This is a genomic window from Geodermatophilus sp. SYSU D00766, assembly GCF_054049915.1.
In genome coordinates, this window is record NZ_JBJGYI010000012.1 from 59582 (window position 1) to 85600 (window position 26019).

Consider the following 26019-nt stretch of genomic DNA (forward strand, 5'->3'; position numbering starts at 1 on the left):
TCAGCCGCCGGGGACCAGCGCGGCGACGTCGTCGGCCGCGGGGGCCGGGGCGGGGACGTCGGCGGCCGGCACGGGGGCGCCGGGAACGGCGGGGTCGGCGGTGACGACGCGGTCGCGGCCGGTGGCCTTGGCGGTGTAGAGCGCGCGGTCGGCGGCCTCGAGCAGCGCCGCGGCGGACGCGCCGTCGGCCGGGCAGACGGCCACGCCGATGCTGACGGTGACGCCGACGTCCTCGCCGTCGAGGGCCTGCCGCTGCCCGGCGATCGCGCGGCGGACCTGCTCGGCCCGCTCGAGGGCCTGCTCGCGGCCCGCGCCCGGCAGCACCAGCACGAACTCCTCCCCGCCCAGGCGCGCGGCGGTGTCGCCCTCGCGGACGGCGCCGGCGAGGGTCCGCGCGACCGCGGTCAGGACCCGGTCGCCCGCGGCGTGGCCGAGGCGGTCGTTGACGGACTTGAAGTGGTCGACGTCGACGAGCAGCACCGACAGCCGGCCGGTCCGCGGCCGCGAGGCCAGGTCGGCGCCGAGCGCGCGGTCGAGGTGGCGCCGGTTGTGCAGGCCGGTCAGCGGGTCGCGCACGGCCTCCTCGGCGAGCTCGGCGCGCAGCCGCTCGATGACCTCGACCTGCTCGGCGAGCCGCGCGTTGAGCGCCTCGATGGCGGCCTGCCGCTCCTGCTGCTCGGAGACGTCGCGGACCACGAGGATGCGCCCCAGCGGCCGGCCCCGCGGGTCGCTGACCGCCGAGTCGCGCACGTCGAGCCACAGGTCCGGCCGCACCTGCGCGACGCGGTGCCCGTCGCGGCGCTCGGTGCCGTCGAGGACGGCGACCGCCCGCGGGCCGGCGACGTCGGTCAGGGGACGGCCCACGAGGTCCTCGCCGAGCTCGGGGCGCAGCCGCCGCAGCATCCGGGTCGCGGCCGGGTTGCAGTCGATGAGGACCCCGCCGGGGTCGACGACGAGCACCGCGTCGGGGACGGTCTCGACCACCTGCTCGCGGGCGACCGGGACCAGCCGGAGCAGGCCCACGCGGAAGATCGCCCAGCAGTCGACCAGCCCGGTGACGAGGAAGAACAGCGGGGTGACGTCGATGCCGCTGCCGTCGAGCTGGCTGCCGACCGCCACGACGTTGCCGAGGCTGGACACCAGCGCCGAGGAGAGCAGGACCGCGATCTGCCGGCGGAACACGCCCGCCGCGTGCCGGTACCGGCGGACCAGGTGGGTGTAGGCGACGGCGACGAGCGCGTAGGAGTAGGCGGTGTGGGCCAGGAACAGCGGCCCGAAGGTCACCCGGCCCTCGCCCGCGCCGTCGGCCGGGGTCAGTCCGGACATCACCAGGTCACGCGTCGCCGGGAGCGTGGCCGCGACCACGAGCAGGACCGGCTCGACCGCCAGCAGCAGGGCCGGCCGGCGGTCGAGTCGCCAGGAGGGGTCCGACACGGTGCGGGCGAGGACGTAGGTGCCCACCACCACCAGCCCGACCGAGGCCAGCAGCAGCGGCGGGTAGGCCGCGACCAGCCCGTCGGACCCGACGCCGTGCAGCAGCGCGTCGGCGGCCGACCAGACGGCGACACCGGACATGGTGACCGCCAGCGCGGTCGCGGCGGGGGTGCGGGAGCGCCGGCGCCAGGCCAGCACCGCCGTGCCCGTGGCGACCAGCGTCGCGCACGCGAACACCAGCGCCCACTGCGCCGCGCTCATCCCGGGCCCCTCGCTGCGAGGGCGCGACCGGTTGCGCGCCACTGGTGCGTGCATCGACGGACGCCACGTCCCTCTGGAGCCGCCCTCACCCGGCCGGGTGAACGCACCGGGGCGCCCTCCGCGACGGCGGAGGGCGCCCCTGGTGAGCGGGTGGAACGGCCCCTCTGCAGGGTCCCGCCGCGAGCCTGCGAGCGGTGGGGCAGAGGGGTCCTTCTCCTACTGGGCGAGCATGTCCTCGGTGACCACCGACTCGGTGTCGGGGATGCCGAGGTCCTTGGCCCGCTTGTCGGCCATGGCCAGCAGTCGCCTTATCCGGCCGGCGACGGCGTCCTTGGTCATCGGCGGGTCGGCGCGCTGGCCGAGCTCCTCGAGCGAGGCCTGCCCGTGCTCCAGGCGCAGCCGCCCGGCCACCAGCAGGTGCTCGGGGGCGTCGCCGGCGAGGATCTCCAGCGCCCGCTCGACCCGGGCCGAGGCGGCCACGGCCGCGCGCGCCGAGCGCCGCAGGTTGGCGTCGTCGAAGTTGGCCAGCCGGTTGGCGGTGGCGCGGACCTCGCGGCGCATCCGCCGCTCCTCCCAGGCCAGCACCGCGTCGTGGGCGCCCATCCGGGTGAGCAGCGCGCTGATCGCGTCGCCGTCGCGGACGACGACCCGGTCGGCGCCGCGGACCTCGCGGGCCTTGGCCGCGATGCCCAGCCGGCGGGCCGCGCCGACCAGCGCCATGGCCGCCTCGGGCCCGGGGCAGGTCACCTCGAGCGAGGACGAGCGGCCCGGCTCGGTGAGCGACCCGTGCGCGAGGAACGCGCCCCGCCAGGCGGCCTCGGCGTCGTTGATGCTGCCGGACACGACCGACGGCGGCAGGCCGCGCACGGGGCGGCCGCGCTGGTCGACCAGGCCGGTCTGGCGGGCCAGGCCCTCGCCGTGCTTGGCGATCCGGACGAGGTAGCGCACGCCGCGGCGGATGTTGCCGCCGGCCAGCACGCTGACCCCGCTGGTGTAGCCGTAGACCTCGCTGATGTCCCGCCGCAGCCGGCGGGCGACCGAGCCGGTGTCCAGCTCGGCCTCGATCACCACGCGGCCGCCCACGATGTGCAGCCCCCCGGAGAAGCGGAGCAGCGCGGTGACCTCGGCCTTGCGCTCGGAGGTCCGCGTGCACTCCACCCGGGACAGCTCGTCCTTGACCATGGCCGTCATCGCCACGACGACCACTCCTTCCGCTGCGGCGCCCTCATCGGCGTCACCTCTCCCCCTCGAACCGTCCGGGCACCACCGGTCCTGGTGCACCGGTTGCGACCTGTGTGCCCTCCCCCTGCCCGACCTCCGGCCGGCCCGCCGTCGGCGCCCCGGCCACCGGGGCCAGCGCCGCGGCCAGCCGGCCGGGGTCGTGCCGCGGGGACCCGCCGGACTCGGCCACCGGAGCGAGCACGAGCTCGGCGCCGCACTCGCGCACCGCTGACAGGAGACCACAGCGGTCAACCACCGAGTCCACATCCGCGATCACGGTGTGCAGCGCCACTCCGCCCAGATGGGCCTGCAGCACCCGCAGGTGCTCCTCCGGGGAGAACCCGTCGGTCTCCCCGGGCTGGGGCTCCAGGTTGAGCACGACGACCACGCGGGCCCGGCTGGCGGCCAGCGCCTCCCGCAGGCGCGGCACAAGCAGGTGGGGCAGCACCGAGGTGTACCACGAGCCGGGACCGAGCGAGACGACGTCGGCGGCGGCGATGGCGTCGAGCACGTCGGGGTGCACCGGCGGGTCCGGCGGCGACACCAGGATCTCCCGCACCCGGCCCGGGGTGGAGGCGATGGCCACCTGCCCGCGGATGGTGCGGGTGCGCGCGGGGTCGTCGGGGTCGACGGTCTCCACGCGGGCGACGAGGTCGAGCGGGACGTCGGCCATCGGCAGCACCCGGCCGCGGGTGCGCAGCAGCGCGCAGACGGCGTCGAGCGCGCGCACGGTGTCCCCGCCGTGCAGCTCGACCAGCCCGGTGAGGACGAGGTTGCCCACCGGGTGGCCGGCGAGCGCGCCGGAGCCGCCGAGCCGGTGCTGCAGCAGCCGGGCCATCTCCTGGCGACCGCCCTCGTCGTCGGCGAGGGCGGCCAGCGCCATGCGCAGGTCGCCGGGCGGCAGCACCGGCATCTCCCGGCGGATGCGGCCGGAGGAGCCGCCGTCGTCGGCCACGGTGACCACGGCGGTGAGGTCGGGGGTGATCCGGCGCCAGGCGGCCAGCGCGGCGGCCAGGCCGTGGCCCCCGCCGAACGCGACGACCCTCGGGCCGCCCACTACTCGCGGCCCAGGTCGCGGTGGCGCGCGACCGCGTCGATGCCGTCGGCGGCCAGCCGGCGGGCGAACTCCTCGGCGATGGCGACGCTGCGGTGCTTGCCGCCGGTGCAGCCGACCGCGAGCGTCAGGTAGCGCTTGCCCTCGCGCCGGTAGCCGGGGATGAGCAGCCGCAGCACCTCGGTGTAGCGGTCGAGGAACGGCCCGGCGTCGTGCTGGCCGAGGACGTAGTCGCGCACGTCGGCGTCCTGCCCGGTGTGGTGCCGCAGCTCGGGCAGCCAGTGCGGGTTGGGCAGGAAGCGGGCGTCGACGACGAGGTCGGCGTCCAGCGGCAGGCCGTACTTGAAGCCGAAGCTGAGCACGGTCGCCGTCAGCGGCGGGGTGCGGCCCTCGCGGGCGAAGGCGTTCTCCAGGGTGGCGCGCAGCTGGTGGACGTTGAGGTCGCTGGTGTCCACCCACAGGTCGGCCTCGCCGGCGATGCCGGTGAGCAGCGCCCGCTCGGCGGTGATGCCGTCGATGAGCCGCCCGGAGCCCTGCAGCGGGTGCTCGCGCCGGTTGGACTCGTAGCGGCGCACCAGCACCTCGTCGCGGGCGTGCACGTACACCACCCGCGGGCGGTGCCCGGCCTCCGCGAGCACCCGGATGGCCTCCTGCAGGTCGCTGGAGAAGGCCCGGCTGCGGACGTCGACGACGGCGGCGAAGCGCCGCACGTCGCCGCGGGCGCCGAGCTCGACCATCGGCAGCAGCAGCGCCGGCGGCAGGTTCTCCACGACGTACCAGCCGAGGTCCTCCATGACCCGCCCGGCGCTGTTCTTGCCCGCCCCCGACAGGCCGGTGACGACGACCACCTCGACCGGCGGCGTCTCGGTGCTCGTGCCGTCGAGCCCGGCGGGGACGTCGGCCTGCGGGCCGGCCTGCCCCTCCCGCGCGGCCGACCCGCCGGTCGGGGCGTCGGGGCCCGTGCCGGTCATCCGGTCGCCGCTCACGAGGCGACCCGGCCGACCTCGGCGGTGGCGCCGGCGCCGGGGGTGGGCGTGCCCCGCTGCGCCGGGCCGGCCGGCGCCGTCGTGCTCTCCACGACCTCCTCGGCCGGCTCCTCCCCCGCCGGGCCGGTGGCGTCCTCCGCGGGCTCGGCGACGGCGGCCAGCACCGCCTCGGCCGTGCGCCGGCCGATGCCGGGCACCGCCGTGAGCTCCTCGACCGTGGCCGCGCGCAGCCGCTTGAGCGACCCGAACTGCTTCATCAGCGCCTTCCGCCGCGTCTCCCCGAGGCCGGGGACGTCGTCCAGGAGAGAGACCAGCATGCTCACCGACCGCTTCTGCCGGTGGTAGGTGATCGCGAACCGGTGGGCCTCGTCGCGCACCCGCTGCAGCAGGTAGAGCGCCTCGGAGGTGCGCGGCAGGACCACCGGGTCGGACTCGCCGGGCAGCCACACCTCCTCCATGCGCTTGGCCAGCCCGCAGACGGCGACGTCGACGACGCCGAGCTCGTCGAGGGAGCGCGCCGCGGCGGCCACCTGCGGGGCGCCGCCGTCGACGACCAGCAGGTTCGGCGGGTAGGCGAACCGGCGCGGCCGGCCCTCCTCCGCGGCGACCCCCTGCTCGTCGCGACGGTCGGCCTCCTCCTTGAGGTGGCGGGCGAAGCGGCGGCGGACCACCTCGGCCATGGCCGCGGTGTCGTCGGTGCCGTGCTGGACGGAGAAGCGCCGGTAGTCGGACTTCTTGGGCAGGCCGTCCTCGAAGACCACCATCGAGGCGACGACGTTGGTCTGCTGCACGTGCGAGACGTCGATGCACTCGATGCGCAGGGGCGCCTCGGGCAGCTCGAGGGCCTCCTGCAGCTCCGACAGGGCGAGCGAGCGGGCGGTGAGGTCGCTGGAGCGCTTGACCCGGTGGCGGGCGAAGGCCTCCTTGGCGTTGCGCTCGACGGTCTCCATGAGGCTGCGCTTGTCGCCGCGCTGCGGCACCCGCAGCGACACCCGGGAGCCGCGCAGCTCGCCGAGCAGCTCCTCGTAGACGTCGGCGTCGTCGGGGAGCTCGGGGACGAGCACCTCCTTGGGCACCGCCTCGCCGCCCTCGGTGACGCCGGTGGTCTCGTCGACGCCGCCGTAGACCTGCAGCAGGAACTGCTCGACCAGCTCGCCGGTGGTGACCTCCTCGACCTTGTCGATGATCCAGCCGCGCTGGCCGCGGACCCGCCCGCCGCGGACGTGGAAGACCTGGACGGCGGCCTCGAGCTCGTCCTGGGCGAAGGCGACGACGTCGGCGTCGGTGCCGTCGCCGAGGACGACGGCCTGCTTCTCCATCGCGCGCCTGAGCGCGCCGAGGTCGTCGCGCAGCCGCGCGGCCCGCTCGAACTCCAGCGCCTCGCTCGCCTCGGCCATCTCGCGCTCGAGGCGCCGGACCATGAGGTCGGTGCGGCCGGCCATGAAGTCGCAGAAGTCGTCGACGATCTGCCGGTGCTCCTCGGCGCTGACCCGGCCCACGCACGGGGCGGCGCACTTGCCGATGTAGCCGAGCAGGCAGGGCCGGCCGATCTGCCCGGCGCGCTTGAAGACGCCGTTGGAGCAGGTGCGGGCGGGGAAGACCCGGGTGAGGGTGTCGAGCGTCTCGCGGATGGCCCAGGCGTGGGCGTACGGGCCGAAGTAGCGGACCCCCTTCTTCTTGGGGCCGCGCATGACCTGCAGCCGCGGGTACTCCTCGTTGAGCGTCACGGCCAGCGACGGGTAGCTCTTGTCGTCGCGGTAGCGGACGTTGAACCGCGGGTCGAACTCCTTGATCCAGTTGTACTCGAGCTGGAGGGCCTCGACCTCGGTGCCGACGACGGTCCACTCGACGCTCGCCGCCGTCGTCACCATCTGGCGGGTGCGCGGGTGCAGACCGGCGACGTCGGCGAAGTAGCTGTTCAGCCGCTGCCGGAGGCTCTTGGCCTTGCCGACGTAGACGACGCGGCCGTTGGGGTCCCGGAACTTGTAGACCCCCGGCGACTCGGGGATGGAGCCGACCGCCGGTCGGTACGTGGACGGGTCGGGCACACACCCACACTAGGTGGGGAGGACGACGGTCCGCCCGTCTCCCGTCCCGGGAACCACACCGGTGGCATTCCGGGGACCCCCACGGGCCGCCGAGCACCTCCGAGGACCGCCGGGGACCTCCGGCCCTGTCCTCCCGCGGGGTCCGGGCAGCACCCTCGGCCGGGCAGGGGCGGCCAGCCGGGAGGAGCACGGCCATGGGCACCCACGTCCGCAGCGGCGGCCTCGACGTCTGGACCGAGCAGGTGGGCGCCGGCCCCGACGTGCTGCTGCTCGGGGGCGCCGCCGACACCGTCGAGTCGTGGCAGTTCCAGCTCGACGGGCTCGCCGACCGCTACCGGCTGACCGCCTTCGACACCCGTGGGGCCGGGCGCACCGCGATGCCTCCCGGGCCGCTGACGGTGGCCACCATGGCCGGGGACGCCGCCGGCGTGCTCGACGGCCTCGGCGTCCGGTTGGCGCACGTGGCCGGGTTCTCGGGCGGCAGCATCGTGGCCCAGGAGCTGGCGGTGCAGCGGCCCGACCTGGTCGCCAGCCTGGTGCTGCAGAGCACCTGGGCGCTGCCGGACGCCTACCTGCGGGCGTGGCTGCGGTTCGTGCAGTGGCTGGTCGCGGCGGCCCCCAGCGAGCGGGACTTCCTCGAGGGGTTCTTCCTCGACATCTACACCCCGCGGGCGCACGGGGACGGCACCGTCGCCGCCTTCGTCGAGGAGGTGCTGGCCTTCCCGCACAAGCAGGCGCCGCGGGACCTGCAGGCCTACCTGGCCGCCTTCCACGACGACGACGTCCCCGACCGCCCCGCGCGGATCACCGCGCCGACGCTGGTGCTCGCCGGCGGGGTCGACTCCACCGCCCGCGACCTCGGCCGCGCCGTCGCCGACGCGGTCCCGGGGGCCCGCTTCGAGTTGTGGCCGACCGAGTGCCACCAGCCGTTCCAGGAGGTTCCCGACCGGTGGAACGCCCGCGTCGACGCGTTCTGGCGCGAGGTGGACGCCCCGGCGGGGGCACCGCCGCCCCGCACCGCGGCCGCGCCCGACGCCCGTCCCGTGGGGTAGCGCCCACCGGCGGGGCCATCACCGGCGGTCGGCCCCGGGTGGTCCCTTCACCGCCAGCACCGGGCACTCCACGGTCAGCAGGATCCGCTGGGCGGCACTGCCCATGAGCAGCTTGCCCACGGCGCTGCGCCGGCGCAGCCCGATGACGACCAGCTCGGCGCCGGTCTCGGTGACGGCGTCGGCGAGCTCCTCTGCGACGTCGCGGCCGATCGGCTGGCGCAGCTCGAACGGGACGCCGGAGACGGTGAGCTCGTCGCGCAGCCGGCGCAGCGGATCGCCCTGCAGGTACTCCTCGTCGACCAGCGCGTCGCCGCGGGTGCTGTTGACCACCACCAGCCGGGCGCCGCGCCGCTCGGCCTCGCCGATGGCGTGGTCGAGCGCGGCCCGCCCGCGCGGGGTGGGCACGTGCCCGACGACGACCACCGGCTGTGACTGGCTCACCGCTCCTCCTCGTCGCCGTCCCGGGCCCCGACGGACGCGCGCGGGCCGCCGTCGGGGTGCCGCAGGCCCTCGCCCGCCTGCAGCTCCTCCGGCGTGGACCGCCGCCCCCGGACCGCCCGCAGCACGATCGGCGCCACCAGCGCGACCAGCGCGAGGGCCAGGACCACGCGGCTGAACCAGGTCTCGACCAGGACGCCGAGGTCGCCGCTGCTGATCGCCAGCGCCCGCCGCAGGTTGGTCTCGGCGACCGGCCCGAGGATCAGCCCGATCACCGCCGGTGCCACCGGCCAGCCGTAGCGGCGCATCGCGAAGCCGAGCAGGCCGAGGACCAGCAGGAGGACCAGGTCCAGCGGGTCGGCGTTGACCGCGTAGCAGCCGAGGGAGGCGAACAGCAGGATCCCGGCGTAGAGATAGGGCCGCGGCACCCGCAACAGCTGCACCCACACCCGCGCGAGCGGCAGGTTCAGCACCAGCAGCATGAGGTTGCCGATGAGCAGCGAGGCGATGAGGGTCCAGACCAGCGAGGACTCGGTGGACAGCAGCGTCGGGCCGGGCTGGATGCCGTAGCCCTGGAACGCGGCCAGGATGATCGCCGCCGTCGCGGAGGTGGGCAGACCCAGGGTCAGCAGCGGGACGAGCACGCCGGCGGCCGCGGCGTTGTTGGCCGCCTCCGGGCCGGCGACGCCCTCGATGGCGCCCCGGCCGAACTCCTCGGGGTGCCTGGTGAGCTTCCGCTCCGCGGCGTAGGACAGGAACGTCGGGATCTCCGCGCCGCCGGCCGGCAGCGCTCCCAGCGGGAACCCCAGCGCCGTCCCGCGCAGCCACGGGCCGACCGAGCGGCGCAGGTCCCGCCGGGTGAACCACGGCCCGGACGCCGCCATCACCTGGACCGGTCCGCGCCGCAGCCGGGAGGCCACGTACAGCGCCTCCCCCACGGCGAACAGCGCCACGGCCACCACGACGACGTCGATGCCGTCGGACAGCTGCGGGATGCCGAGGGTGAACCGCTCCTGGCCGGTGAGCACGTCGGTGCCGACCAGCCCGAGGTAGAGGCCGACGCCGAGGGAGGCCAGCCCGCGCAGTGGCGAGGCGCCGAGCACGGTGGCCACCGCGACGAAGGCCAGCACGGCGAGGGCGAAGTAGTCGGCCGGCGTGATGCCGATGGCCAGGTCGACGACGGTGGGCGCGACCAGCGCGAGGAGCAGGGTGGCGATCGTGCCGGCGACGAAGGAGCCGATCGCCGCCGTGGCCAGCGCGGCGGCGCCGCGGCCGGCCTTGGCCATCCGGTTGCCCTCGAGCGCGGTCATGATCGAGCTGGACTCGCCGGGGGTGTTGAGCAGGATCGACGTCGTCGACCCGCCGTACATGCCGCCGTAGTAGATGCCGGCGAACATGATGAACGCCGTCGTCGGCTCCAGCGCGTAGGTGACCGGCAGCAGCAGCGCGACGGTCATCGCCGGGCCGATGCCGGGCAGCACCCCGACGGCGGTGCCGAGCAGCACGCCGAGCAGCGCGAAGAGCAGGTTGACCGGGGTGAGCGCGTCGGCGAAGCCGCCGGCCAGGTCGGAGAGGGCGCCCATCACCACCAGCCCGTCGCCAGCTCGAGCAGGGTGCCGCCGGGCAGGGCGACGCCGAGGCCCTTGACGAACACGATCCACACCACGACCGACAGGACGCCGCCGGCCAGCAGCGGCCGCACCACCCCGCGGGCGCCGAGCGCCCAGGCCACCACGCCGAACATCAGCGTCACCGCCAGCGGCCAGCCGACGACGTTGATGAGCAGCGCGTGGCCGAGGAAGGCGACGGCGATGATCCCCACCGCGCGCCACGACGTCGGGGCGTCGGGGTCGACGTCCTCGCTCTCGTCGGAGGGCCCGCGGTCGCCGCGGAGCACGCGGAACCCGAGCGCCAGCGCGGTGGCGAGCACGACGCCGCCGATGAGGTAGGGGAAGAACCGCGGGCCGATGGTGTTCGCCGAGCCCGGGACGGCGATGTTGGCCGCGTCGAGGATGAGGTAGAGGCCCAGCACGCCGAGCAGCACGACCATGGCCAGCTCACCGCGGCTGACGCCGGCCGGGGGCGGGGCGGGCGCGGGGGCGCCGGGGTCGCGGGCCGCGGTGCTCACTGCACCAGCCCGATCTCGCGCAGGATCGCCAGCACCCGCTGCTCCTCCTCGGCCAGGAACCGCCCGTACTCCTCGCCGGCCAGCAGCAGGTCGGTCCAGCCGTTGGTCTCCAGCGCCTCGGCCCACTCGTCGCTGTCGTGCACGTCGACGACGAGCGCGGTGAGGTCCTCGCGGGCCTGGTCGGACATGTCGGGCCGGGCCATGAGCCCGCGCCAGTTGTCCACCTCGACGTCGAAGCCGGACTCCACGAGCGTCGGGACGTCGGGCACCTGCCCGGAGCGCTCCGCCGTCGACACCGCCAGGCCGACCAGGTCCCCGGTGCGGACCTGCTCGCCGTAGTCGGCGGTGCCGGAGATCCCGGCGGCGACCTGGTTGCCGAGCAGCGCGGCGAGGGACTCCCCACCGCCGGAGTAGGCGATGTAGTTGACCTGCGCGGGGTCGATGCCGGCGGCCCGGGCGAGCAGTCCGGCCAGGATCTGGTCGGTGCCGCCCGCCGACCCGCCGGCGATCGGGGTACCGGCGGGGTCGGCCGCCCAGGCCTCCACGAAGCCGCCGATGTCGGAGTACGGCGCGTCGGCCGGGGCGACGATGAGCTCCGTCTCGCCGATGAGCCGGGCGATCGGGGTGACGTCGGTGAGCCGGGTGGCGGAGTCGTTGGTGTCGACGGCGCCCACCATGACCAGGCCCATCATCATGAGCAGCGCGTCGTCGGTCTCGCGGGCGAGCTGTCCCAGGCCGATGGTGCCGCCCGCACCCTCGACGTTGAACACCTGCACGTTGCGCGCCAGGCCGCTGGTCTGCACGACGCGCTGGAAGACGCGGGCGGTGGTGTCCCAGCCGCCGCCCGGGCTGGCCGGCGCCATCACCCGCAGCCGGGAGAGGTCGCCGGGCTGCACCACGGTGCCCGCGCACCCGGCCAGCGCCCCGGCGACGGAGGCCAGCGCCGGGGCGGCCAGCGCCCCGGCGAGGAACGACCTCCGGGTGAGCGCCACCGGCGGCCTCCCCTCGGGGGTGACGGCGATCACACCGGACGCTAGACCCGCGCCCCCGGCCGCTCAACCGCCACCCCGCGAGCCGCCCCGGGGGTCAGCCGGCCGGCGTCATCTGGGCGATGCGCACCGAGTTGCCGAACGGGTCGCGCAGCCCGAAGTCGATGCCGTAGGGCTGCACGACCGGCTCCTCGGGCAGCTCGACGCCCTTCTCCCTCAGCTCGGCGTGGGTCTTGTGCGCGTCGTCGGTGGTGAGGAACAGGTGCCCGCCGCCGGCGCCCTTGGTGACGAGGTCGCGCACCGTGTCGGCGATCTCCGCGCTCACCGACGGCGGGGCGGGCCGCTCGAGCAGCACGGCGTGCCCGGGGTCGTTCGGGAGGGCGACGGTGAGGAAGCGCATCGGCCCGAACTGCTGGTCGGTCTGGACCTCGAAGCCCAGCTTGCCGACGTAGAAGTCCAGCGCCTGGTCCTGGTCCAGCACGTAGAGGGAGGTGATCGAGATCGAGGTCAACATGCAGGTGACGCTAGGGGCCGCCGTCGTCGGCGGGCTTCTCCGGAACTGCTGTCTTCTCGCTCGGCCGCAGCCAGCGCATCCCGAAGCACGAGGGCACCGGCGCCAGCGGCCCGCGCCGCCGGTACGCGCTCGGCGGCTCGCCGACGATCTCGGCGAACACCCGGCTGAACGTGCCCAGGCTGGAGAAGCCGACCGCCAGGCAGACGTCGGTGACCGAGCGGTCGGTGCTGCGCAGCAGGAACATCGCCCGCTCCACCCGCCGTCGCCGCAGGTAGCTGTTGGGGGTCTCCCCGAAGGTGGCCCGGAAGGTGCGGCTGAAGTGCGCCGGCGAGACGTGCGCGACCCGGGCCAGCGCGGCGACGTCGAGCGGCTCGCCGTAGCTGCGGTCCATGGCGTCCCGGGCGCGCAGCATCCGCCGGTTGGAGTCCTCGCCGGCCCGGCTCACGGTGTCGTCCTCCTGGAGCCCGGCGCCGTCAGGGCAGGTGGTCCTCGAGCCAGGAGAGCAGGTCGGCGGTCACCTCGTCGCGGTTGGTCTCGTTGAAGACCTCGTGCCGCGCGTCGGGGTAGACGTGCTGCTCGACCGGCAGGCCGCGCTCGCGCAGCAGCCCGGCCAGCGCGGTGACCTGGGAGGCGTCCTCCCCGCCGACCGGGTCCCGCTGCCCCGACAGGACCAGCACGGGCAGCCCGGCGGGCAGGCCGGTCACGGCCTCGGGGCTCGCCACCCGGGCGGCGAGGGCGAGCATCGCGGCGCCGTAGCCGTGGGTGGGAGGGAAGTCGTCGCCGCAGAGCGGGTCGGCGAGGTAGGCGTCGACCTCGGCCGGGTCGCGGCTGAGCCAGTCGTGCTGGGTGCGGGCCGGCTCGAAGGCCGCGTTGAACCCGCTGAGGACGTCCAGCGGCTGCTCCCCCATGCCGGCCGCGACCGCAGCCGCCAGCTGCTCGGCCGCGGCGGCGAAGTGGGGGGCGACGCCGATGGGGCCGGAGAGCACCAGCCCGTCGAGGTCGGTGCCGTCGCGCTCGGCCGAGGCCAGCGCCACGACCGAGCCCAGGGAGTGGCCGATCAGGAACCGCGGGACGTCGGGGTGGTCGGCGGCCAGCCGCTCGCCGAGGTCGCGGACGTCGTCGAGGACGGCGTCGCTGGTGGCCGCGTGCCCGGCCCTCGGGTCACCGAAGCGGCCGGGCCCGGTGGACCGCGCGGTGAGCCCGTGCCCGCGCTGGTCGAGCGCGGCGACGGCGAACCCCCGGGCGGTGAGCGCCGATGCCAGCCGGCCGTAGCGGCCGGCGTGCTCGGAGAGCCCGTGCACCACCTGGACGGTCGCGCGGACCTCGCCGTCGGGCGTCCAGCGGCGCTCGGCCAGCTGGGCGCCGTCGGCGGCGGGGACGAAGGTGGGTTCGGTCACGGGCGGGCCTCCTCGGACGTCGTCGTCGGGGGTCAGCCTGCCCCACCCAGGTCAGCCGGTGGCGCGGGACCGGCTCAGCGCGGGCAGGTGCACCGTTGCGGCGGCCCGCTGGGTGAACCGCACGACGCGGGCACCGAGCACGAGCGCCGCGACCAGCCCCACCCCGCCGGCCAGGACGGCGACGGCCCCGGGGACGGCGTCGCCCGTGACCGCGAGCGCGGCGACGGCGACCAGCGCGAGGAGGACGAGGGTGGAGCGCACGCCGCCGGACCTGTGTTCGGGCTTGCCGCAGTGGGACAGGTCGGGATCGCAGTCGGGCGTGAGCGCGCTCATCGGCGTCTCCTCCATCGCAGGACCCCGCCACGCCCGATCGACGGCGTGACGTCGGTCACAGCGACGATACGGGCGGCGCTTGTTCCGCTCAAGGGGTGATCACCGGGCGGCTCAGACTCCTGGACGACGTCCTTGGCGAGCCTCTGAGCAGCGGTTTCTCCCCATGCGGCTTGATCGCCAACCTGCTCGAACGTGTGATCGAACATGTAACGGTGGTCCTGCAGCCGGTGCTCGACGGCCCTCCCGTGGGGTGGGCGTCGGGGCCGCTGGGTGCGGTGCAGGCCGCCGACCGGGGAGATCTCCCGGCAGACGGCGTTGCGGGCGCGGACGATCGCGGCCTTCGCCGCTACCTGTCCCGCCTGCGCCGACCGCCAGCCCGGGGAGCCCGGCGCGATGGCGGCCGAGCGGTGGGCGGCGCGGGCCGAGGTGCTGCGGCCGGTGAGTGAGTGGGCCACCGCCGAGCTGGCGATCGCGTTGAACGTGACCGCGCAGCGGGCGGAGGAGCTGGTCCGCTCCCTCACCCTGGTGCACCGGCTGCCTGGCGCCCTGGCCGCGCTGCAGGCGGGGCGGCTGCATCCCGGGCACCTGTGGTGCCTGCTCGAGCACGTCGCGCCGATCGCCGACCACGCGCTGCGCGCCCGCCTCGAGACCGAGCTGCTGGCCTGGCTGGCCGGCCGGTCGGTGACCACCCCGGCGCAGCTGGGCGACAAGGTGCGCCGGGTGGTGCTCGCCCACCGCGCCCGCGACGCCGCCCGCGACCTGGCCCGCGCGCTCCGCCGGCGCGGCGTGGCCGCCCGCCCGGACCGGGTGGCCGGCATGTCGGTGGTGTCGGCGCTGCTGAGCACGCCGGAGGCGTGCGCGCTGCTGGCGGCGCTGGGCGCGCACGCCGACGCGCTGCCCGCCGATCCGGCCGATGGCCGCAGCCGCGGGCAGAAGATGGCCGACTGCCTGCTGGACCTGGTGCTGCGCCCCGGTGAGACCGGGCTGCCGCCGGTGCAGGTCGCGCTGACGGTGGTCGCCCCGGTCGGGGCGCTGCTGGGCGGGGATGCCCCGTGCGAGATCGACGGCCAGGTGGTGCCCGCCGAGGTGGTGCGTGCCCTGCTCGCCGCCCTGACCGGTCACGCGGCCGCCACCGACACCGAGCCCACCGACACCGAGCCGGCCGCCACGGCGGGCACATCCGCGATTGTGTCCGCGGCGGAGGACTTCGCGCGCTGGTCGCAGGAGCTGGAACACCGCGTCCTGGCCGGGGAGTTCGACGCCGAGCCGGCCCCCTGCTATCTCGACGAGGACGGGCCACCGCCCGAAATCTCGCTCGATGCGCCACCCCCACCGCACCCCGGCCCGGCCGTGCCCGACGGGTGGTGGGTGCGCGCCGACCGCGCCGTCGACGACGCCGGCACCGCCCTGCTCACCCTCGAACGCGCCCTCGGCCACGCCCGCCGGACGGTGGCCACCGCCGAACGCGCCGACACCGCCGACGAGACCGCCTGGGCCACCAGCCCCGCCGGGCGAGTCAGCGCCGCACCCGACGCGCTGAGCGCGCTGGCCGCCGCCGCCGATCAGGCCCGCGCCGACCTGGCCGACCTGCTCGCCCGCACCGCCGGCGGCGGGCTGGCCGACCGGCCCCGCCTCGCCCTCACCGATGCGGTCACCGGCGCCCTGCTCGCCCTCACCGACCTGCCCGGACTACAGCAGGCCGCCCGCGCCGGCGCCGGAGTGAGCCCCCCGGGCGAGAGCCCCGGCTACCGACCCACCGCGGCCCTGGACCGGTTCGTGCGCGCCCGCGACCGGCGCTGCCGCTTCCCCGGCTGCCGCCGCCCCGTCCCCCGCCACGGCGAACTCGACCACCACACCCCCTGGCCCGCCGGCCCCACCACCGCAGCCAACCTGGCCGGCTACTGCACCGGCCACCACCGCTCGACGGCCCCGTCCAGGGTCCCGCCCTGAGCTTGCGAAGGGCGGGGAGGACGGGGTCCTTCCTCAGGCACCCGGCTGGACCCACCACCTGGCCCCCGACGGCACCCTCACCGTCACCACCCCGTCAGGCCTCACCGCCACCACCGAACCACCGCCTTACTGAGCGAGGCGCCGGACCCGAGGACGGACCAACGGGAACCGCACGGCGCTCGGCGACGACCATGCACGTGAACACCCGTACTCCTGGAGGTCCCGTGTCGCCGGCCGTCGCTCGCTCACCCGCGGTACCAGCCCGCTTCCTGGCGACGGTGGTGCTCGTCCTCGGCCTCCTGCTGGCCGCGCCCGGCACCGCGTCGGCGCACACCGGCCTGCGGACCACCGAGCCGGCGGCCGACACGAGCGTCACCGCCGCCCCGCAGGCGGTGACGCTCACCTTCAGCGCCTCCGTGCTGGGCGGTGAGGTCACGGTGACCGGGCCCGACGGCGCGCCCGTGGGGTCCGGGCCCGTGGCGCACGACGGCGCCGTCCTCACCGCACCGGTCGCGCTGACGGCAGCGGGCCGGCACACCGTCACCTGGTCAGCGGTCGCCGACGACGGTCACGCCCTCGACGGCACGTTCGCGTTCGACTTCGCCCCGGCCACACCGATCCCGACCACCGCCGCACCGACCACCGCCGCACCGACCACCAGCACGCCGACCAGCACCACGCCGGCACCGACGCCCGACGAGGCAGCCCCGACCACCGACACCGGGACCGACACGGCGTCCGCGTCGTCCGGCGGCGGAGGCCTCCCCGGCTGGGTGCTCCCCGTCGCCGCGGTGGCCCTGCTCGCCGGAGGCGCGGTCGCCGTCCTCCGCCGTCGCGGCTGAGTCCGCCGCACCGCACCCGGGTCCGCCGACGACGACGGCGCCGGCCCCGGGGACGTCCCGGGACCGGCGCCGTCGTGCGGGAGGCGTCAGCTCGCGCGCTTGCGGGTGGCCCGCTTCTTCGGGCCTGCCGCGGCGGCCTCGACCGCCGCGGGGTCGAGCATCGGCACCAGGTAGCGGCCGGTGTGCGACTCGGGCACCGACGCCACGAACTCCGGCGGCCCCTCGGCCACCACCGTGCCGCCCCGGAACCCGCCCTCGGGACCCATGTCGATCAGCCAGTCGGCGCTCTTGATCACGTCGAGGTTGTGCTCGATGACGATCACCGAGTTGCCCTTGTCGACCAGGCCCTGCAGCACCAGCAGCAGCTTGCGGATGTCCTCGAAGTGCAGGCCGGTGGTCGGCTCGTCGAGGACGTACACGCTGCGGCCGTTGGACCGCTTCTGCAGCTCGCTGGCCAGCTTCACCCGCTGCGCCTCGCCGCCGGACAGCGTCGTGGCCGGCTGGCCCAGCCGCACGTAGCCCAGCCCGACGTCGGTGAGGGTGCGCAGGTACCGGGAGATCGACGGGATCGCGGCGAAGAAGTCCGCGGCCTCCTCGATCGGCATGTCGAGGACCTCGGCGACCGTCTTGCCCTTGTAGTGCACCTCGAGGGTCTCCCGGTTGAACCGGGCGCCCTTGCACACCTCGCACGGGACGTAGACGTCCGGCAGAAAGTTCATCTCGATCTTGATCGTGCCGTCGCCGGAGCACGCCTCGCAGCGCCCGCCCTTGACGTTGAACGAGAAGCGCCCCGGCTGGTAGCCGCGGATCTTCGCCTCCGACGTCTGCGCGAACAGCTTGCGGACCTGGTCCCAGACGCCGGTGTAGGTGGCCGGGTTGGACCGCGGCGTGCGGCCGATCGGCGACTGGTCGACGTGCACGACCTTGTCCAGGTGCTCCAGGCCGGTGACCGTGCGGTGCCGCCCGGGCACCATCCGCGCCCGGTTGAGCTGGTTGGCCAGCACCGTGTAGAGGATGTCGTTGACCAGGCTCGACTTGCCCGACCCGGACACCCCGGTGACGCCGACCAGCAGGCCGAGCGGGAACGTGACGTCGACGCCCTTGAGGTTGTGCTCGCGGGCGCCCTTCACGACGAGCTCGCGGCCGGGCTGCGGCTGCCGCCGCACCTTCGGCACGGTGATCTCCCGCCGCCCGGACAGGTACTGCCCGGTCATCGAGCGCTCGCTGGCCAGCAGCTCCTCGACGGTGCCGCTGACGATCACCTCGCCGCCGTGCTCACCGGCGCCCGGGCCGATGTCGACCACCCAGTCCGCGGTCTTGATGGTGTCCTCGTCGTGCTCGACGACGATGAGCGTGTTGCCCATGTCGCGCAGCCGCACCAGCGTCTCGATCAGCCGGGTGTTGTCGCGCTGGTGCAGCCCGATCGAGGGCTCGTCGAGGACGTACAGGACGCCCACCAGCCCCGAGCCGATCTGGGTGGCCAGCCGGATCCGCTGCGCCTCGCCACCGGCCAGCGTCGCGGCCGGCCGGTCGAGGGACAGGTAGTCCAGGCCGACGTCGACGAGGAACGACAGCCGCGCCTGGATCTCCTTGAGCACGCGGTCGGCGATCGCCCGCTCGCGCTCGCCCAGCTCCAGGGCGCGCAGCCAGTCGGCGGCCTCGCCGATCGACAGGCCGGTGACCTCGGCGATCGAGCGGCCGCTGAGCTTGACGGCGAGGATCTCCGGCTTGAGCCGGGTCCCGTGGCAGACGGGACAGGGCACGTCGCGCATGTAGCCCTCGTACTTGTCCCGCATGTAGTCGCTGTCGGTGTCCTCGTGCCGCCGCTCGAGGAAGGGCAGCACGCCCTCGAACGCGGCGTAGTAGCTGCGCTCGCGGCCGTAGCGGTTCTTGTACCGGACGTGCACCTGGTCCGGCGAGCCGTGCAGCACCGCCTTCTGCACCTTGGCCGGCAGCTTCTCCCACGGGGTGTCCATGGAGAAACCTAGCTGGTCGGCGAGCCCGGACAGCAGCCGCTGGAAGTACTCGTTGCTCATCGACCCGGCCCACGGGGCGACCGCGCCCTCGGCGAGGCTCTTCTCCGGGTCGGGGATGACGAGGTCGGGGTCCACCTCCTTGCGGGTGCCGATGCCGGTGCACTCGGGGCAGGCGCCGAACGGCGAGTTGAAGGAGAAGCTGCGCGGCTCGAGCGCCTCGAACGACAGGCCGTCGTCGACACAGGCCAGGTGCTCGGAGAAGGTGCGCTCCCGCTCCGGGTCGCCCTCGGGCAGGTCGACGAAGTCGAGGACCACCAGGCCGCCGGCCAGGCCGAGCGCCGTCTCGACCGAGTCGGTGAGGCGGCGCTTGGCGCTCTCCTTCACCGTCAGCCGGTCGACGATGACCTCGATCGTGTGCTTCTCCTGCTTCTTCAGCTTCGGCGGCTCGGTGAGCGGGTGCACCACGCCGTCGACCCGGACCCGGGAGAAGCCCTGGGTCTGCAGCGAGCTGAACAGGTCGACGTACTCGCCCTTGCGGGCGCGCACGACCGGCGCGAGCACCTGGAAGCGGGTGCCCTCCTCCATCGCCAGCACCTGGTCGACGATCTGCTGCGGCGTCTGGCGCGAGATCGGCTTGCCGCAGTTGGGGCAGTGCGGCTGGCCGGCGCGGGCGTAGAGCAGCCGCAGGTAGTCGTAGACCTCGGTGATCGTGCCGACGGTCGAGCGCGGGTTGCGGTTGGTCGACTTCTGGTCGATCGACACCGCCGGGGACAGCCCCTCGATGAAGTCGACGTCGGGCTTGTCCATCTGGCCGAGGAACTGGCGGGCGTAGGCCGACAGCGACTCGACGTAGCGCCGCTGGCCCTCGGCGAAGATGGTGTCGAAGGCCAGGCTCGACTTGCCCGACCCGGACAGCCCGGTGAAGACGATCAGGGCGTCGCGGGGCAGGTCGAGGTGGACGTCCTTGAGGTTGTGCTCACGGGCGCCGCGGACGACGAGACGGTCCAATGTGATCCCTGTCGGTCAGCCGGGCCGGCCGGTCTCGCCGGGCCGCGGTCAGGATGTCGAGATGTCGATACGGGCAACGCCGTCACTGCCCGGGCGCAATCCGTGACGACGGCGACGTTGCCGTCTGCTGCGGGTGTGCTCAGACGGGAGCCGGCGACGGCGCTCCGGCACGGGCTCCGGCTCCGCCGCCGGCGGGGTCGAAGACCGGCGCGTGCCGCCGCCAGGGCTGCCGGCGCTCCAGCTCTCCGGCCAGCCAGAGTAGTCGCGTCTCGCTGCCCGGGGGGCCGACCAGCTGGACGGCCACCGGCACCCCCTCGGGCCGGGTGCCGACCGGCACGACCGCGGCGGGGAACCCGGCCAGGTTCCACGGCGAGGCCCACGGGCCCCAGCGGGCGCCGGCCGTGACGTTGGCCCACACGCCGCGCTCGTGCCAGGGCCGCGCCGGCAGCGGCGGGCCGTTGGTGATGGGGCTGAGCAGCACGTCGAGGTCGTGCTCGGCGAAGAACGCCGCCGTCCGCGCCCGGAACCGCTCGGCGGTGGCCGGCCGGACCAGGCCGGCGCGGCGGGCCAGTCGGCCGAGGCGGGCGTGGCCGCGGCTGCGCGGCTGCAGCGCCGCGGGGTCGAGTCCGAGGGCGGCGGCGTCGTCGTGCGCACCGGCGAACCACCGGGCGAGGCCGCCGACCGCCGCGTCGAGCGGCACCACCGGGTCGCGCTCGTCCACGACGTGACCGGCGCCGCGCAGCAGCCGCGCCGTCCGCTCCACCGCGGCGCGGGCCGGGCCGTCGGGACGGGCGCCGGGGACCGGCGACCGGCGGGCGACGGCGATCCGCAGCGGCCGGCCCGGGTCGGGCGGGGCGGCCGGCGGCTGCCCGGCGAGGACGGCGGTGCCGAGCGCGAGGTCGGCGACGGTGGTGGCCAGCACGCCGTTCTCGACCATGCCGCTCCAGTCGAGCGGCAGGGTGGGCACCAGCCCGCGGCCGGGCTTGAGCGTGACCAGCCCGCAGGCGGCGGCCGGCAGCCGCAGCGAGCCCATGCCGTCGTTGCCCAGGGCCAGCGGCACCACGCCGGCGGCGACCGCGGCGGCGCTGCCCCCGGAGCTCCCGGCCGGTGACAGCGCGGTGTCCCAGGGGTTGCGGGTGACCGTGCCCGGCCCGTCGGTGGCGGCGTAGAGGCACAGCTCCGGCACCCGGGTGATGCCGACGACGACGGCCCCCGCGGCGCGCAGCCGGGCGACGACCTCGTGGTCGCCCGGCGCGTGGACCCCGGGGTGGTCGGCGCAGCCGTCGGTCGCCGTCTCGCCGGCGACGGCCAGGTTGTCCTTCACCGCCACCGGGACGCCGGCCAGCGGGAGGGACGCGCGGTCGGGCCGGGCGTCGACCGCCGCCGCCTCGGCCAGGGCCGCCTGCTCGCGGACCACCCGGAACGCGCCGATCCGCGGCTCGACGTCGGCGAGGTGGGCCAGGTGCGCGCGGACCACCTCGACGGCGGGGGCCTCGCCGGAGCGGACCCGCGCGGCGATCTCGGTGGCGGGCAGACCGACGACCCGGCCGCCGCCGGGACCTCCGCTAGCGTCCATGGACGCGACCGTAACCGCGCTCGCCGACAGTTCTCGAACGGAGGCCCGATGACCTACACCGGCGACGTCGAGGTGGGTGGCCCGGCCGACGTGCGGGAGGTGCCCGGCCTCGTGATCAGCAAGGTCGCGGTCAGCGAGATGGCCAACAACGCCTACCTGCTGCGCTGCACCGCCACCGGCCAGGCGCTGCTCGTCGACGCCGCGGCCGAGCCGGAGACGCTGCGCGCGCTGATCGGCGACGCCGACCTGCGCACCGTCGTCACCACGCACGGGCACTGGGACCACCACCGCGCGCTGCCCGACGTCGTCGCGGCCACCGGTGCGCGCACGGTGGCGCACGCCGCCGACGCCGGCGACCTGCCGGTGCCGGTCGACCGGACGGTGGCCCACGGCGACACCGTCGAGGTCGGCGAGCAGGTGCTCGAGGTGGTGCACCTGCGCGGGCACACGCCCGGCAGCATCACGCTGGTCTGGCGCGGCCCGGGCGACGCCGGCACGCACGCGTTCAGCGGCGACAGCCTCTTCCCCGGCGGAGTCGGCAAGACCTGGTCGCCGGAGGACTTCACCAGCCTCCTCGACGACGTCGAGGAGCGGCTGTTCGGCGCCCTGCCCGACGGGACCTGGGTCTACCCGGGCCACGGCAAGGACACGACGCTGGGCGCCGAGCGTCCGTCACTGCCGGAGTGGCGCGCCCGGGGCTGGTGACCGCTACCGCGTCCGCACCCGGCACTCCCGGCGCTGCCGAGACGCACCGACGCCCGGACGGTGTGCGCTCAGGTGCAGGTCCCGGGCTGGGCACTGCACATCGGCGCACACCGTCGGCCGACGAGGTCAGAGCTGGATGCCGCGGGTCAACCCCCCGTCGACGACCAGGTGGGTGCCGGTGGTGCGGCTGGACACCGGGCTGGAGAGGAAGACCACCGCCCGGGCCGACTCCTCGGGTGTGCCCATGTGCCCGGTCGGGTTCAACCCCACGGCGAGGGAGAAGAGGTCCGGGTTCCCCTGCTCGATCTGCTGCCAGACCCCGCCCTCGAAGTAGGTGTTGCCGGGCGAGACCACGTTGGCCCGCACGCCGCGACCGGCCAGCTGGAAGGCGAGCCCGGAGACGTAGCCGATGATCGCCGTCTTCATGGTCCCGTACGGGCCGGCGGCGAAGTCGGCCTCGCGCCCGGAGACGCTGGAGACGGCGACGATCGACCCGTGCGGGCTGGCCTCCAGGTGCGGCAGCGCCGCCTGCGCCAGGCGGACGGTGTGCATGAGGTCGACCTCGAAAGACGTGTACCAGTTCTCCTCCGTGTCGGGGATGGCCAGGGCGCTGACGTTGGCGACGACGGCGTCCAGCCCGCCGAGCCGGCCCGCCGCGGCCTCGACCCAGCCGGTCAGCGCCGGCCCGTCCCGGACGTCGAGCCGCACGCCGGTCGCCCGGCCGCCGCGCTCGGCGACCGCCTTCTCCGTCGCCTCGATCTCCGCGGCGTCGCGGGCGCAGAACTCCACGACGGCGCCCTCGTCGACGAAGGCCTCGACGATGGCGCGGCCGATGCCGCGGGTGCCGCCGGTGACGAGCACGCGCGAGCCGGTCAGCTGCAGGTCCAAGGGGTCCTCCCGGTCAGAGCAGGGACGCCGCACGGCGGCGGAGGTCGTCGTGCAGCCCGTCGTACGCGGCCGCCCGGGGCAGCAGCGACTTGCGGGCCTTCACCACGGTGCTGTAGTTCGCGTCGACCACGTTCGCGATCGGCACCTCGGTGATCTGGGACAGCAGCTGGTAGGCGTCCATCGGGTGCAGCCCGTACAGCTCGCCGAACCACCGCACCAGCTCGACCTGGCCGATCCGCCACGCGTCCTCCAGCGGCCGGCTCGACCCGACGGTCATCCAGTGCGTGTCGTCCTCGAGGCGCGGCCACAGGGGTGCCCCGCCCTTCACCAGCTCCACGACCAGCGTGGTGGTCATCGCGCCCTCGACGGCCGTGCCGCACGCCTCGCCCTCGCCCTGGCGGTAGTGGCCGTCGCCGATCGAGAACAGCGCCCCCTCGACGTTGACGCCGAGGAAGCAGGTGGTGCCCGGCCGCATCTGCGGGGAGTCCATGTTGCCGCCGAAGCGCTCGGGTACCAGCGAGCTGCGCACCTCACCGCCGGGCGGGGCGACCCCCACCGTGCCCAGCATCGGCGCCACCGGCAGCGCCACCTGCAGCTCGCTGTGCCGGGCCGCGAAGGTGACCGTGTTCGCCGCCCGGTCGAGCTCGTAGATCCAGGTCGTGTCCGGCAGCGGCTCCTGCAGGGTCGCCGTCCGGTCGGTGCTGGTCAGCCCGCCGAAGAACGGGATCGCCGCCGACGCGCCCCAGTCGCGCGCCGGCTCCATCGCGACGAAGTGCAGCGCCAGGGTGTCCCCCGGCTCGGCGCCCTCGACGTGGAAGGGGCCGGTCTGGGGGTTCACGAACCGCAGGTCGACCTTCTCCGCGGACAGGTCGGTCGGCTTCTGCAGCGCGCCGCAGAACGCGTCGTCGGACCAGACCCGCAGCGCCGTGCCGGGCCTGATCCGCATCAGGGGAGCGACGCCGCCGAAGGTGAACGCGTACTGCTCGAACCCGGGAACGACCTCGACGACGTCCATCGCCGCACCCTAGGAAGTCGCAGGTGGGCGGAGCAACCGGCGGCGGTCAGTCGCGCAGCCGCACCCGGTCCGGCGTCAGCTCGGCGACCGAGGTCACGCCGAGCAGCCGCAGCGTGCGGGTGACGTCCCCGGCCAGGATGTCCGCGGCCCGCTGCACCCCGCGCTCGCCGCCGGCCATGAGCCCGTACAGGTAGGCCCGGCCCACCAGGCAGCCGCGGGCCCCGAGGGCGACGGCGGCCACCACGTCGGCGCCGTCGAGGATGCCGCCGTCGAGGTACACCTCGGCGCGGTCGCCGACCGCGGCCACCACCGCGGGCAGCTCCTCCAGCGGGGTGGGGGCGCGGTCTAGCTGGCGGCCGCCGTGGTTGGAGACGACGACCGCGTCGGCCCCGGCGTCCACGACCACCCGCGCGTCCTCCGCCGTCTGCACGCCCTTCACCACCAGCGCCCCGGACCACGTCTCCCGCAGCGCGCGGACGTCGTCCGGCGTCGCGGCGGGCTCGAAGACGCGGTCGGCGAGCTCGGCGACCGTGCCGCCCCAGGACCGCAGCGAGGCGAACTCGAGCGGCTCGGTGGTGAGCAGGTCGATCCACCAGCGGGGGTGGACGGCGGCGTCGGCGACGGTCCGCAGGGTCAGCGCGGGCGGGATGGTCAGGCCGTTGCGCACGTCGCGCAGCCGCGGCCCGGCCACCGGGGTGTCGACGGTCAGGACCAGCGCCTCGTACCCGGCCGCGGCGGCCCGCTCGACCAGCGCGGCGCTGGCCGCGCGGTCCCGCCACAGGTAGAGCTGGAACCAGCGGCGCACGGCGGGCGCGGCGGCCGCCAGCTCCTCGATCGTCGTGGTCCCCATGGTCGACAGGGCGTGCGGGATGCCGACCCGCTCGGCCACCCGGCCCACCGCCGTCTCGCCCTCGGTGTGCATGAGCCGGGTGAAGCCGGTCGGCGCGAACGCCAGCGGCAGCGCCGACGGCCGGCCGAGCAGCACCGTCGAGGGGTCGACGACGGAGACGTCGCGCAGCACGCTGGGCCGGAACTCGACCCGCCGGAACGCCTCGCGGGCGCGCCGCAGGGCGATCTCCGCCCCGGCGGCGCCGTCGGTGTAGTCGAAGACCGCGCGCGGTGCCCGCCGGCGGGCGAGCTCGCGCAGGTCGCCGATGCTCGCCGCGCGGGCGAGCCGGCGGTCGGTGGCGTCGCCGGGCGGGCGGCGCGGCCGGACCAGCTCGCCCACCTCCGACCAGCGGGGCAGCCTGCGCTCCACCACGGGGGATCCCCTTCCGTCGTCGTGCAGGTGCCCCGCCGGCCCGGCGGTCAGCGGCTCACTTGCGGCCCGGGGTCCAGTCCATGCCCCAGCCGTAGGTGCGGTCGAGCACGTCCTGGCCGCCGTGCACGTAGCGCACCTCGCGGTTGACGACGAGCTGCCCGCCCTGGTTCTGGATCATCGCGATGGCGCAGATGCGGGCCCGCGGGTCGTGCTCGTCCAGGCGCACCTCGATCTGCGGCCCGGACGCCGGGTACATCGTGACGACGGCGTCGGCCTGACCCCAGTTCGGCACGCCCTCGTAGATCAGCGCGAACACGAGGATCCGCCGGATCAGCTGCGTGTGCTGCAGATCGATGAGCAGGTTCTCCCCGCCGGCGGCCGACCCCGAGCGGTCGTCCCCGTCCAGCCACGCGATCGACCGGCCGCCGCCGAGGTTGTGCTGCCCGCGGAAGGCGTTGCCGAGTGCCTGGATGACGCCCTTGGAGCCGTCGGCGTACTCGTACAGGCACCCGAGGTCGAGGTCGATGGCGCCGCCGCCGGCCGCCCCGGCCAGCCGCTTGAGGAACCCCCCACCGCCACCGCCGCCGCCAGGCCTGGAGTTCCAGTTGAGGTTGACCCTCAGGATCCCGGTGGTGCCGGCCGTCTTGGTGAGCGAGACCGACGGCGCCGACTTGGTCAGCGACACCTTGCTCATGTTCACGCCGCCCGGCGGGGCCGGCGGCGGCTGCTGCCCGTACTGCTGCTGCCCGTACTGCTGCTGTCCGTGCGGTGGCTGGGCCGGGGGTGCCCCGTACGGCTGCCCCGGCGGCGGCTGCTCGGCCGGCGGCTGCTGGGCCGGCGGCTGCTGGGGCGGCGGGGACTTCGGGCGCTTCGTGTAGTCGACCAAGGGGAGCCCTCCCGCAGGTCCCCGGTGCGCGGGGCCCTGCTCGCTGAGCGGCGGGTA

Annotated in this window: 23 protein-coding genes; 4 read left to right on the top strand and 19 right to left on the bottom strand. The window is 75.5% G+C overall.

Features of this window, described 5'->3' with window-relative positions; genetic code table 11:
• The 5 genes from ACI8AD_RS11660 to uvrC all read right to left on the bottom strand — a co-directional run bounded on the left by ACI8AD_RS11660 (nucleotide 1) and on the right by uvrC (nucleotide 7004).
• Complete coding sequence (locus ACI8AD_RS11660; RefSeq protein WP_456870685.1) at nucleotides 1-1695, bottom strand: diguanylate cyclase; 1695 nt, start codon at nucleotides 1693-1695, stop codon at nucleotides 1-3.
• Nucleotides 1696-1911: 216 nt separating this feature from the next.
• Entirely contained in the window at nucleotides 1912-2886 is a 975-nt protein-coding gene (gene whiA / locus ACI8AD_RS11665) for a DNA-binding protein WhiA (protein ID WP_425454189.1), read from the bottom strand.
• Nucleotides 2887-2929: 43 nt separating this feature from the next.
• Nucleotides 2930-3973 (bottom strand): gluconeogenesis factor YvcK family protein, encoded by a 1044-nt coding sequence (locus ACI8AD_RS11670; RefSeq protein WP_456870686.1) that lies wholly within the window; start codon nucleotides 3971-3973, stop codon nucleotides 2930-2932.
• The gene (gene rapZ, locus ACI8AD_RS11675) at nucleotides 3973-4956 is read right to left on the bottom strand and encodes an RNase adapter RapZ (protein ID WP_456870687.1); all 984 of its coding nucleotides are present in this window, start codon (nucleotides 4954-4956) and stop codon (nucleotides 3973-3975) included. The genes ACI8AD_RS11670 and rapZ overlap by 1 nt, the downstream gene beginning before the upstream one ends.
• Entirely contained in the window at nucleotides 4953-7004 is a 2052-nt protein-coding gene (gene uvrC, locus ACI8AD_RS11680; protein WP_456870688.1) for an excinuclease ABC subunit UvrC, read from the bottom strand. Before uvrC ends, rapZ begins: the two co-directional genes overlap by 4 nt.
• A gap of 194 nt (nucleotides 7005-7198) precedes the next feature.
• Between uvrC and ACI8AD_RS11685 the strand changes: the two genes are divergently transcribed.
• Entirely contained in the window at nucleotides 7199-8056 is an 858-nt protein-coding gene (locus ACI8AD_RS11685; protein ID WP_456870689.1) for an alpha/beta fold hydrolase, read from the top strand.
• Nucleotides 8057-8074: 18 nt separating this feature from the next.
• Here ACI8AD_RS11685 and ACI8AD_RS11690 read toward each other — a convergent pair whose 3' ends face one another.
• From ACI8AD_RS11690 to ACI8AD_RS11725, 8 genes are all read right to left on the bottom strand, one after another.
• On the bottom strand, nucleotides 8075-8497 hold the full coding sequence (locus ACI8AD_RS11690) for a universal stress protein (RefSeq protein WP_456870690.1): 423 nt from the start codon (nucleotides 8495-8497) through the stop codon (nucleotides 8075-8077).
• A complete protein-coding gene (locus ACI8AD_RS11695) occupies nucleotides 8494-10077 on the bottom strand; it encodes a tripartite tricarboxylate transporter permease (protein ID WP_456870691.1) in 1584 nt (527 codons plus the stop codon). The genes ACI8AD_RS11690 and ACI8AD_RS11695 overlap by 4 nt, the downstream gene beginning before the upstream one ends.
• Nucleotides 10077-10622 carry a tripartite tricarboxylate transporter TctB family protein gene (locus ACI8AD_RS11700; RefSeq protein ID WP_456870692.1) on the bottom strand — a complete coding sequence of 182 codons (546 nt, stop codon included), beginning with the start codon at nucleotides 10620-10622 and terminating at the stop codon, nucleotides 10077-10079. The genes ACI8AD_RS11695 and ACI8AD_RS11700 overlap by 1 nt, the downstream gene beginning before the upstream one ends.
• Complete coding sequence (locus ACI8AD_RS11705; RefSeq protein ID WP_456870693.1) at nucleotides 10619-11647, bottom strand: Bug family tripartite tricarboxylate transporter substrate binding protein; 1029 nt, start codon at nucleotides 11645-11647, stop codon at nucleotides 10619-10621. Before ACI8AD_RS11705 ends, ACI8AD_RS11700 begins: the two co-directional genes overlap by 4 nt.
• Before the next feature lie 61 nt (nucleotides 11648-11708).
• Complete coding sequence (locus ACI8AD_RS11710; protein ID WP_456870694.1) at nucleotides 11709-12125, bottom strand: VOC family protein; 417 nt, start codon at nucleotides 12123-12125, stop codon at nucleotides 11709-11711.
• 10 nt (nucleotides 12126-12135) lie between these two features.
• Complete coding sequence (locus tag ACI8AD_RS11715) at nucleotides 12136-12570, bottom strand: helix-turn-helix domain-containing protein (RefSeq protein ID WP_456870695.1); 435 nt, start codon at nucleotides 12568-12570, stop codon at nucleotides 12136-12138.
• Nucleotides 12571-12598: 28 nt separating this feature from the next.
• Nucleotides 12599-13522, bottom strand: a complete 924-nt coding sequence (locus tag ACI8AD_RS11720; RefSeq protein ID WP_456870696.1) for an alpha/beta fold hydrolase — start codon at nucleotides 13520-13522, stop codon at nucleotides 12599-12601.
• A 51-nt stretch (nucleotides 13523-13573) separates the two neighbouring features.
• Nucleotides 13574-13855, bottom strand: coding sequence for a hypothetical protein (locus ACI8AD_RS11725; RefSeq protein WP_456870697.1), 282 nt, complete (start codon nucleotides 13853-13855; stop codon nucleotides 13574-13576).
• Between the two features lie 270 nt (nucleotides 13856-14125).
• On the opposite strand from ACI8AD_RS11725, the gene ACI8AD_RS11730 reads away from it, so the two are divergent.
• Nucleotides 14126-15805: a DUF222 domain-containing protein gene (locus ACI8AD_RS11730; RefSeq protein WP_456870698.1), complete on the top strand. Its 1680-nt coding sequence runs from the start codon at nucleotides 14126-14128 to the stop codon at nucleotides 15803-15805.
• A gap of 224 nt (nucleotides 15806-16029) precedes the next feature.
• Nucleotides 16030-16647 carry a copper resistance CopC family protein gene (locus ACI8AD_RS11735; RefSeq protein WP_456870699.1) on the top strand — a complete coding sequence of 206 codons (618 nt, stop codon included), beginning with the start codon at nucleotides 16030-16032 and terminating at the stop codon, nucleotides 16645-16647.
• An 86-nt stretch (nucleotides 16648-16733) separates the two neighbouring features.
• Here ACI8AD_RS11735 and uvrA read toward each other — a convergent pair whose 3' ends face one another.
• The gene (gene uvrA / locus ACI8AD_RS11740; RefSeq protein WP_456870700.1) at nucleotides 16734-19631 is read right to left on the bottom strand and encodes an excinuclease ABC subunit UvrA; all 2898 of its coding nucleotides are present in this window, start codon (nucleotides 19629-19631) and stop codon (nucleotides 16734-16736) included.
• A 139-nt stretch (nucleotides 19632-19770) separates the two neighbouring features.
• On the bottom strand, nucleotides 19771-21207 hold the full coding sequence (locus ACI8AD_RS11745; protein ID WP_456870701.1) for an amidase: 1437 nt from the start codon (nucleotides 21205-21207) through the stop codon (nucleotides 19771-19773).
• Between the two features lie 48 nt (nucleotides 21208-21255).
• Between ACI8AD_RS11745 and ACI8AD_RS11750 the strand changes: the two genes are divergently transcribed.
• Complete coding sequence (locus ACI8AD_RS11750; protein WP_456870702.1) at nucleotides 21256-21912, top strand: MBL fold metallo-hydrolase; 657 nt, start codon at nucleotides 21256-21258, stop codon at nucleotides 21910-21912.
• A gap of 126 nt (nucleotides 21913-22038) precedes the next feature.
• Here the strand turns inward: ACI8AD_RS11750 and ACI8AD_RS11755 are convergent, their stop codons facing one another.
• The 4 genes from ACI8AD_RS11755 to ACI8AD_RS11770 are packed head-to-tail and all read right to left on the bottom strand — an operon-like array spanning nucleotide 22039 to nucleotide 25962.
• Nucleotides 22039-22800 carry an SDR family NAD(P)-dependent oxidoreductase gene (locus ACI8AD_RS11755; RefSeq protein WP_456870703.1) on the bottom strand — a complete coding sequence of 254 codons (762 nt, stop codon included), beginning with the start codon at nucleotides 22798-22800 and terminating at the stop codon, nucleotides 22039-22041.
• 13 nt (nucleotides 22801-22813) lie between these two features.
• A complete protein-coding gene (locus tag ACI8AD_RS11760) occupies nucleotides 22814-23815 on the bottom strand; it encodes an acetamidase/formamidase family protein (protein ID WP_456870704.1) in 1002 nt (333 codons plus the stop codon).
• A gap of 46 nt (nucleotides 23816-23861) precedes the next feature.
• Nucleotides 23862-25076, bottom strand: a complete 1215-nt coding sequence (locus ACI8AD_RS11765; RefSeq protein WP_456870705.1) for an alpha-hydroxy acid oxidase — start codon at nucleotides 25074-25076, stop codon at nucleotides 23862-23864.
• 55 nt (nucleotides 25077-25131) lie between these two features.
• On the bottom strand, nucleotides 25132-25962 hold the full coding sequence (locus tag ACI8AD_RS11770) for a TerD family protein (protein ID WP_456870706.1): 831 nt from the start codon (nucleotides 25960-25962) through the stop codon (nucleotides 25132-25134).
• Between the last annotated feature and the right edge of the window lie 57 nt (nucleotides 25963-26019).

Bases quoted from the DNA above. Each gene is read 5' to 3' on its own strand.
- ACI8AD_RS11660 (WP_456870685.1), bottom strand. From the start codon at position 1,695: ATGAGCGCGGCGCAGTGGGCGCTGGTGTTCGCGTGCGCGACGCTGGTC.
- whiA (WP_425454189.1), bottom strand. From the start codon at position 2,886: ATGACGGCCATGGTCAAGGACGAGCTGTCCCGGGTGGAGTGCACGCGG.
- ACI8AD_RS11685 (WP_456870689.1), top strand. From the start codon at position 7,199: ATGGGCACCCACGTCCGCAGCGGCGGCCTCGACGTCTGGACCGAGCAG.
- ACI8AD_RS11695 (WP_456870691.1), bottom strand. From the start codon at position 10,077: ATGGGCGCCCTCTCCGACCTGGCCGGCGGCTTCGCCGACGCGCTCACC.
- ACI8AD_RS11710 (WP_456870694.1), bottom strand. From the start codon at position 12,125: ATGTTGACCTCGATCTCGATCACCTCCCTCTACGTGCTGGACCAGGAC.
- ACI8AD_RS11725 (WP_456870697.1), bottom strand. From the start codon at position 13,855: ATGAGCGCGCTCACGCCCGACTGCGATCCCGACCTGTCCCACTGCGGC.
- ACI8AD_RS11745 (WP_456870701.1), bottom strand. From the start codon at position 21,207: ATGGACGCTAGCGGAGGTCCCGGCGGCGGCCGGGTCGTCGGTCTGCCC.
- ACI8AD_RS11750 (WP_456870702.1), top strand. From the start codon at position 21,256: ATGACCTACACCGGCGACGTCGAGGTGGGTGGCCCGGCCGACGTGCGG.
- ACI8AD_RS11760 (WP_456870704.1), bottom strand. From the start codon at position 23,815: ATGGACGTCGTCGAGGTCGTTCCCGGGTTCGAGCAGTACGCGTTCACC.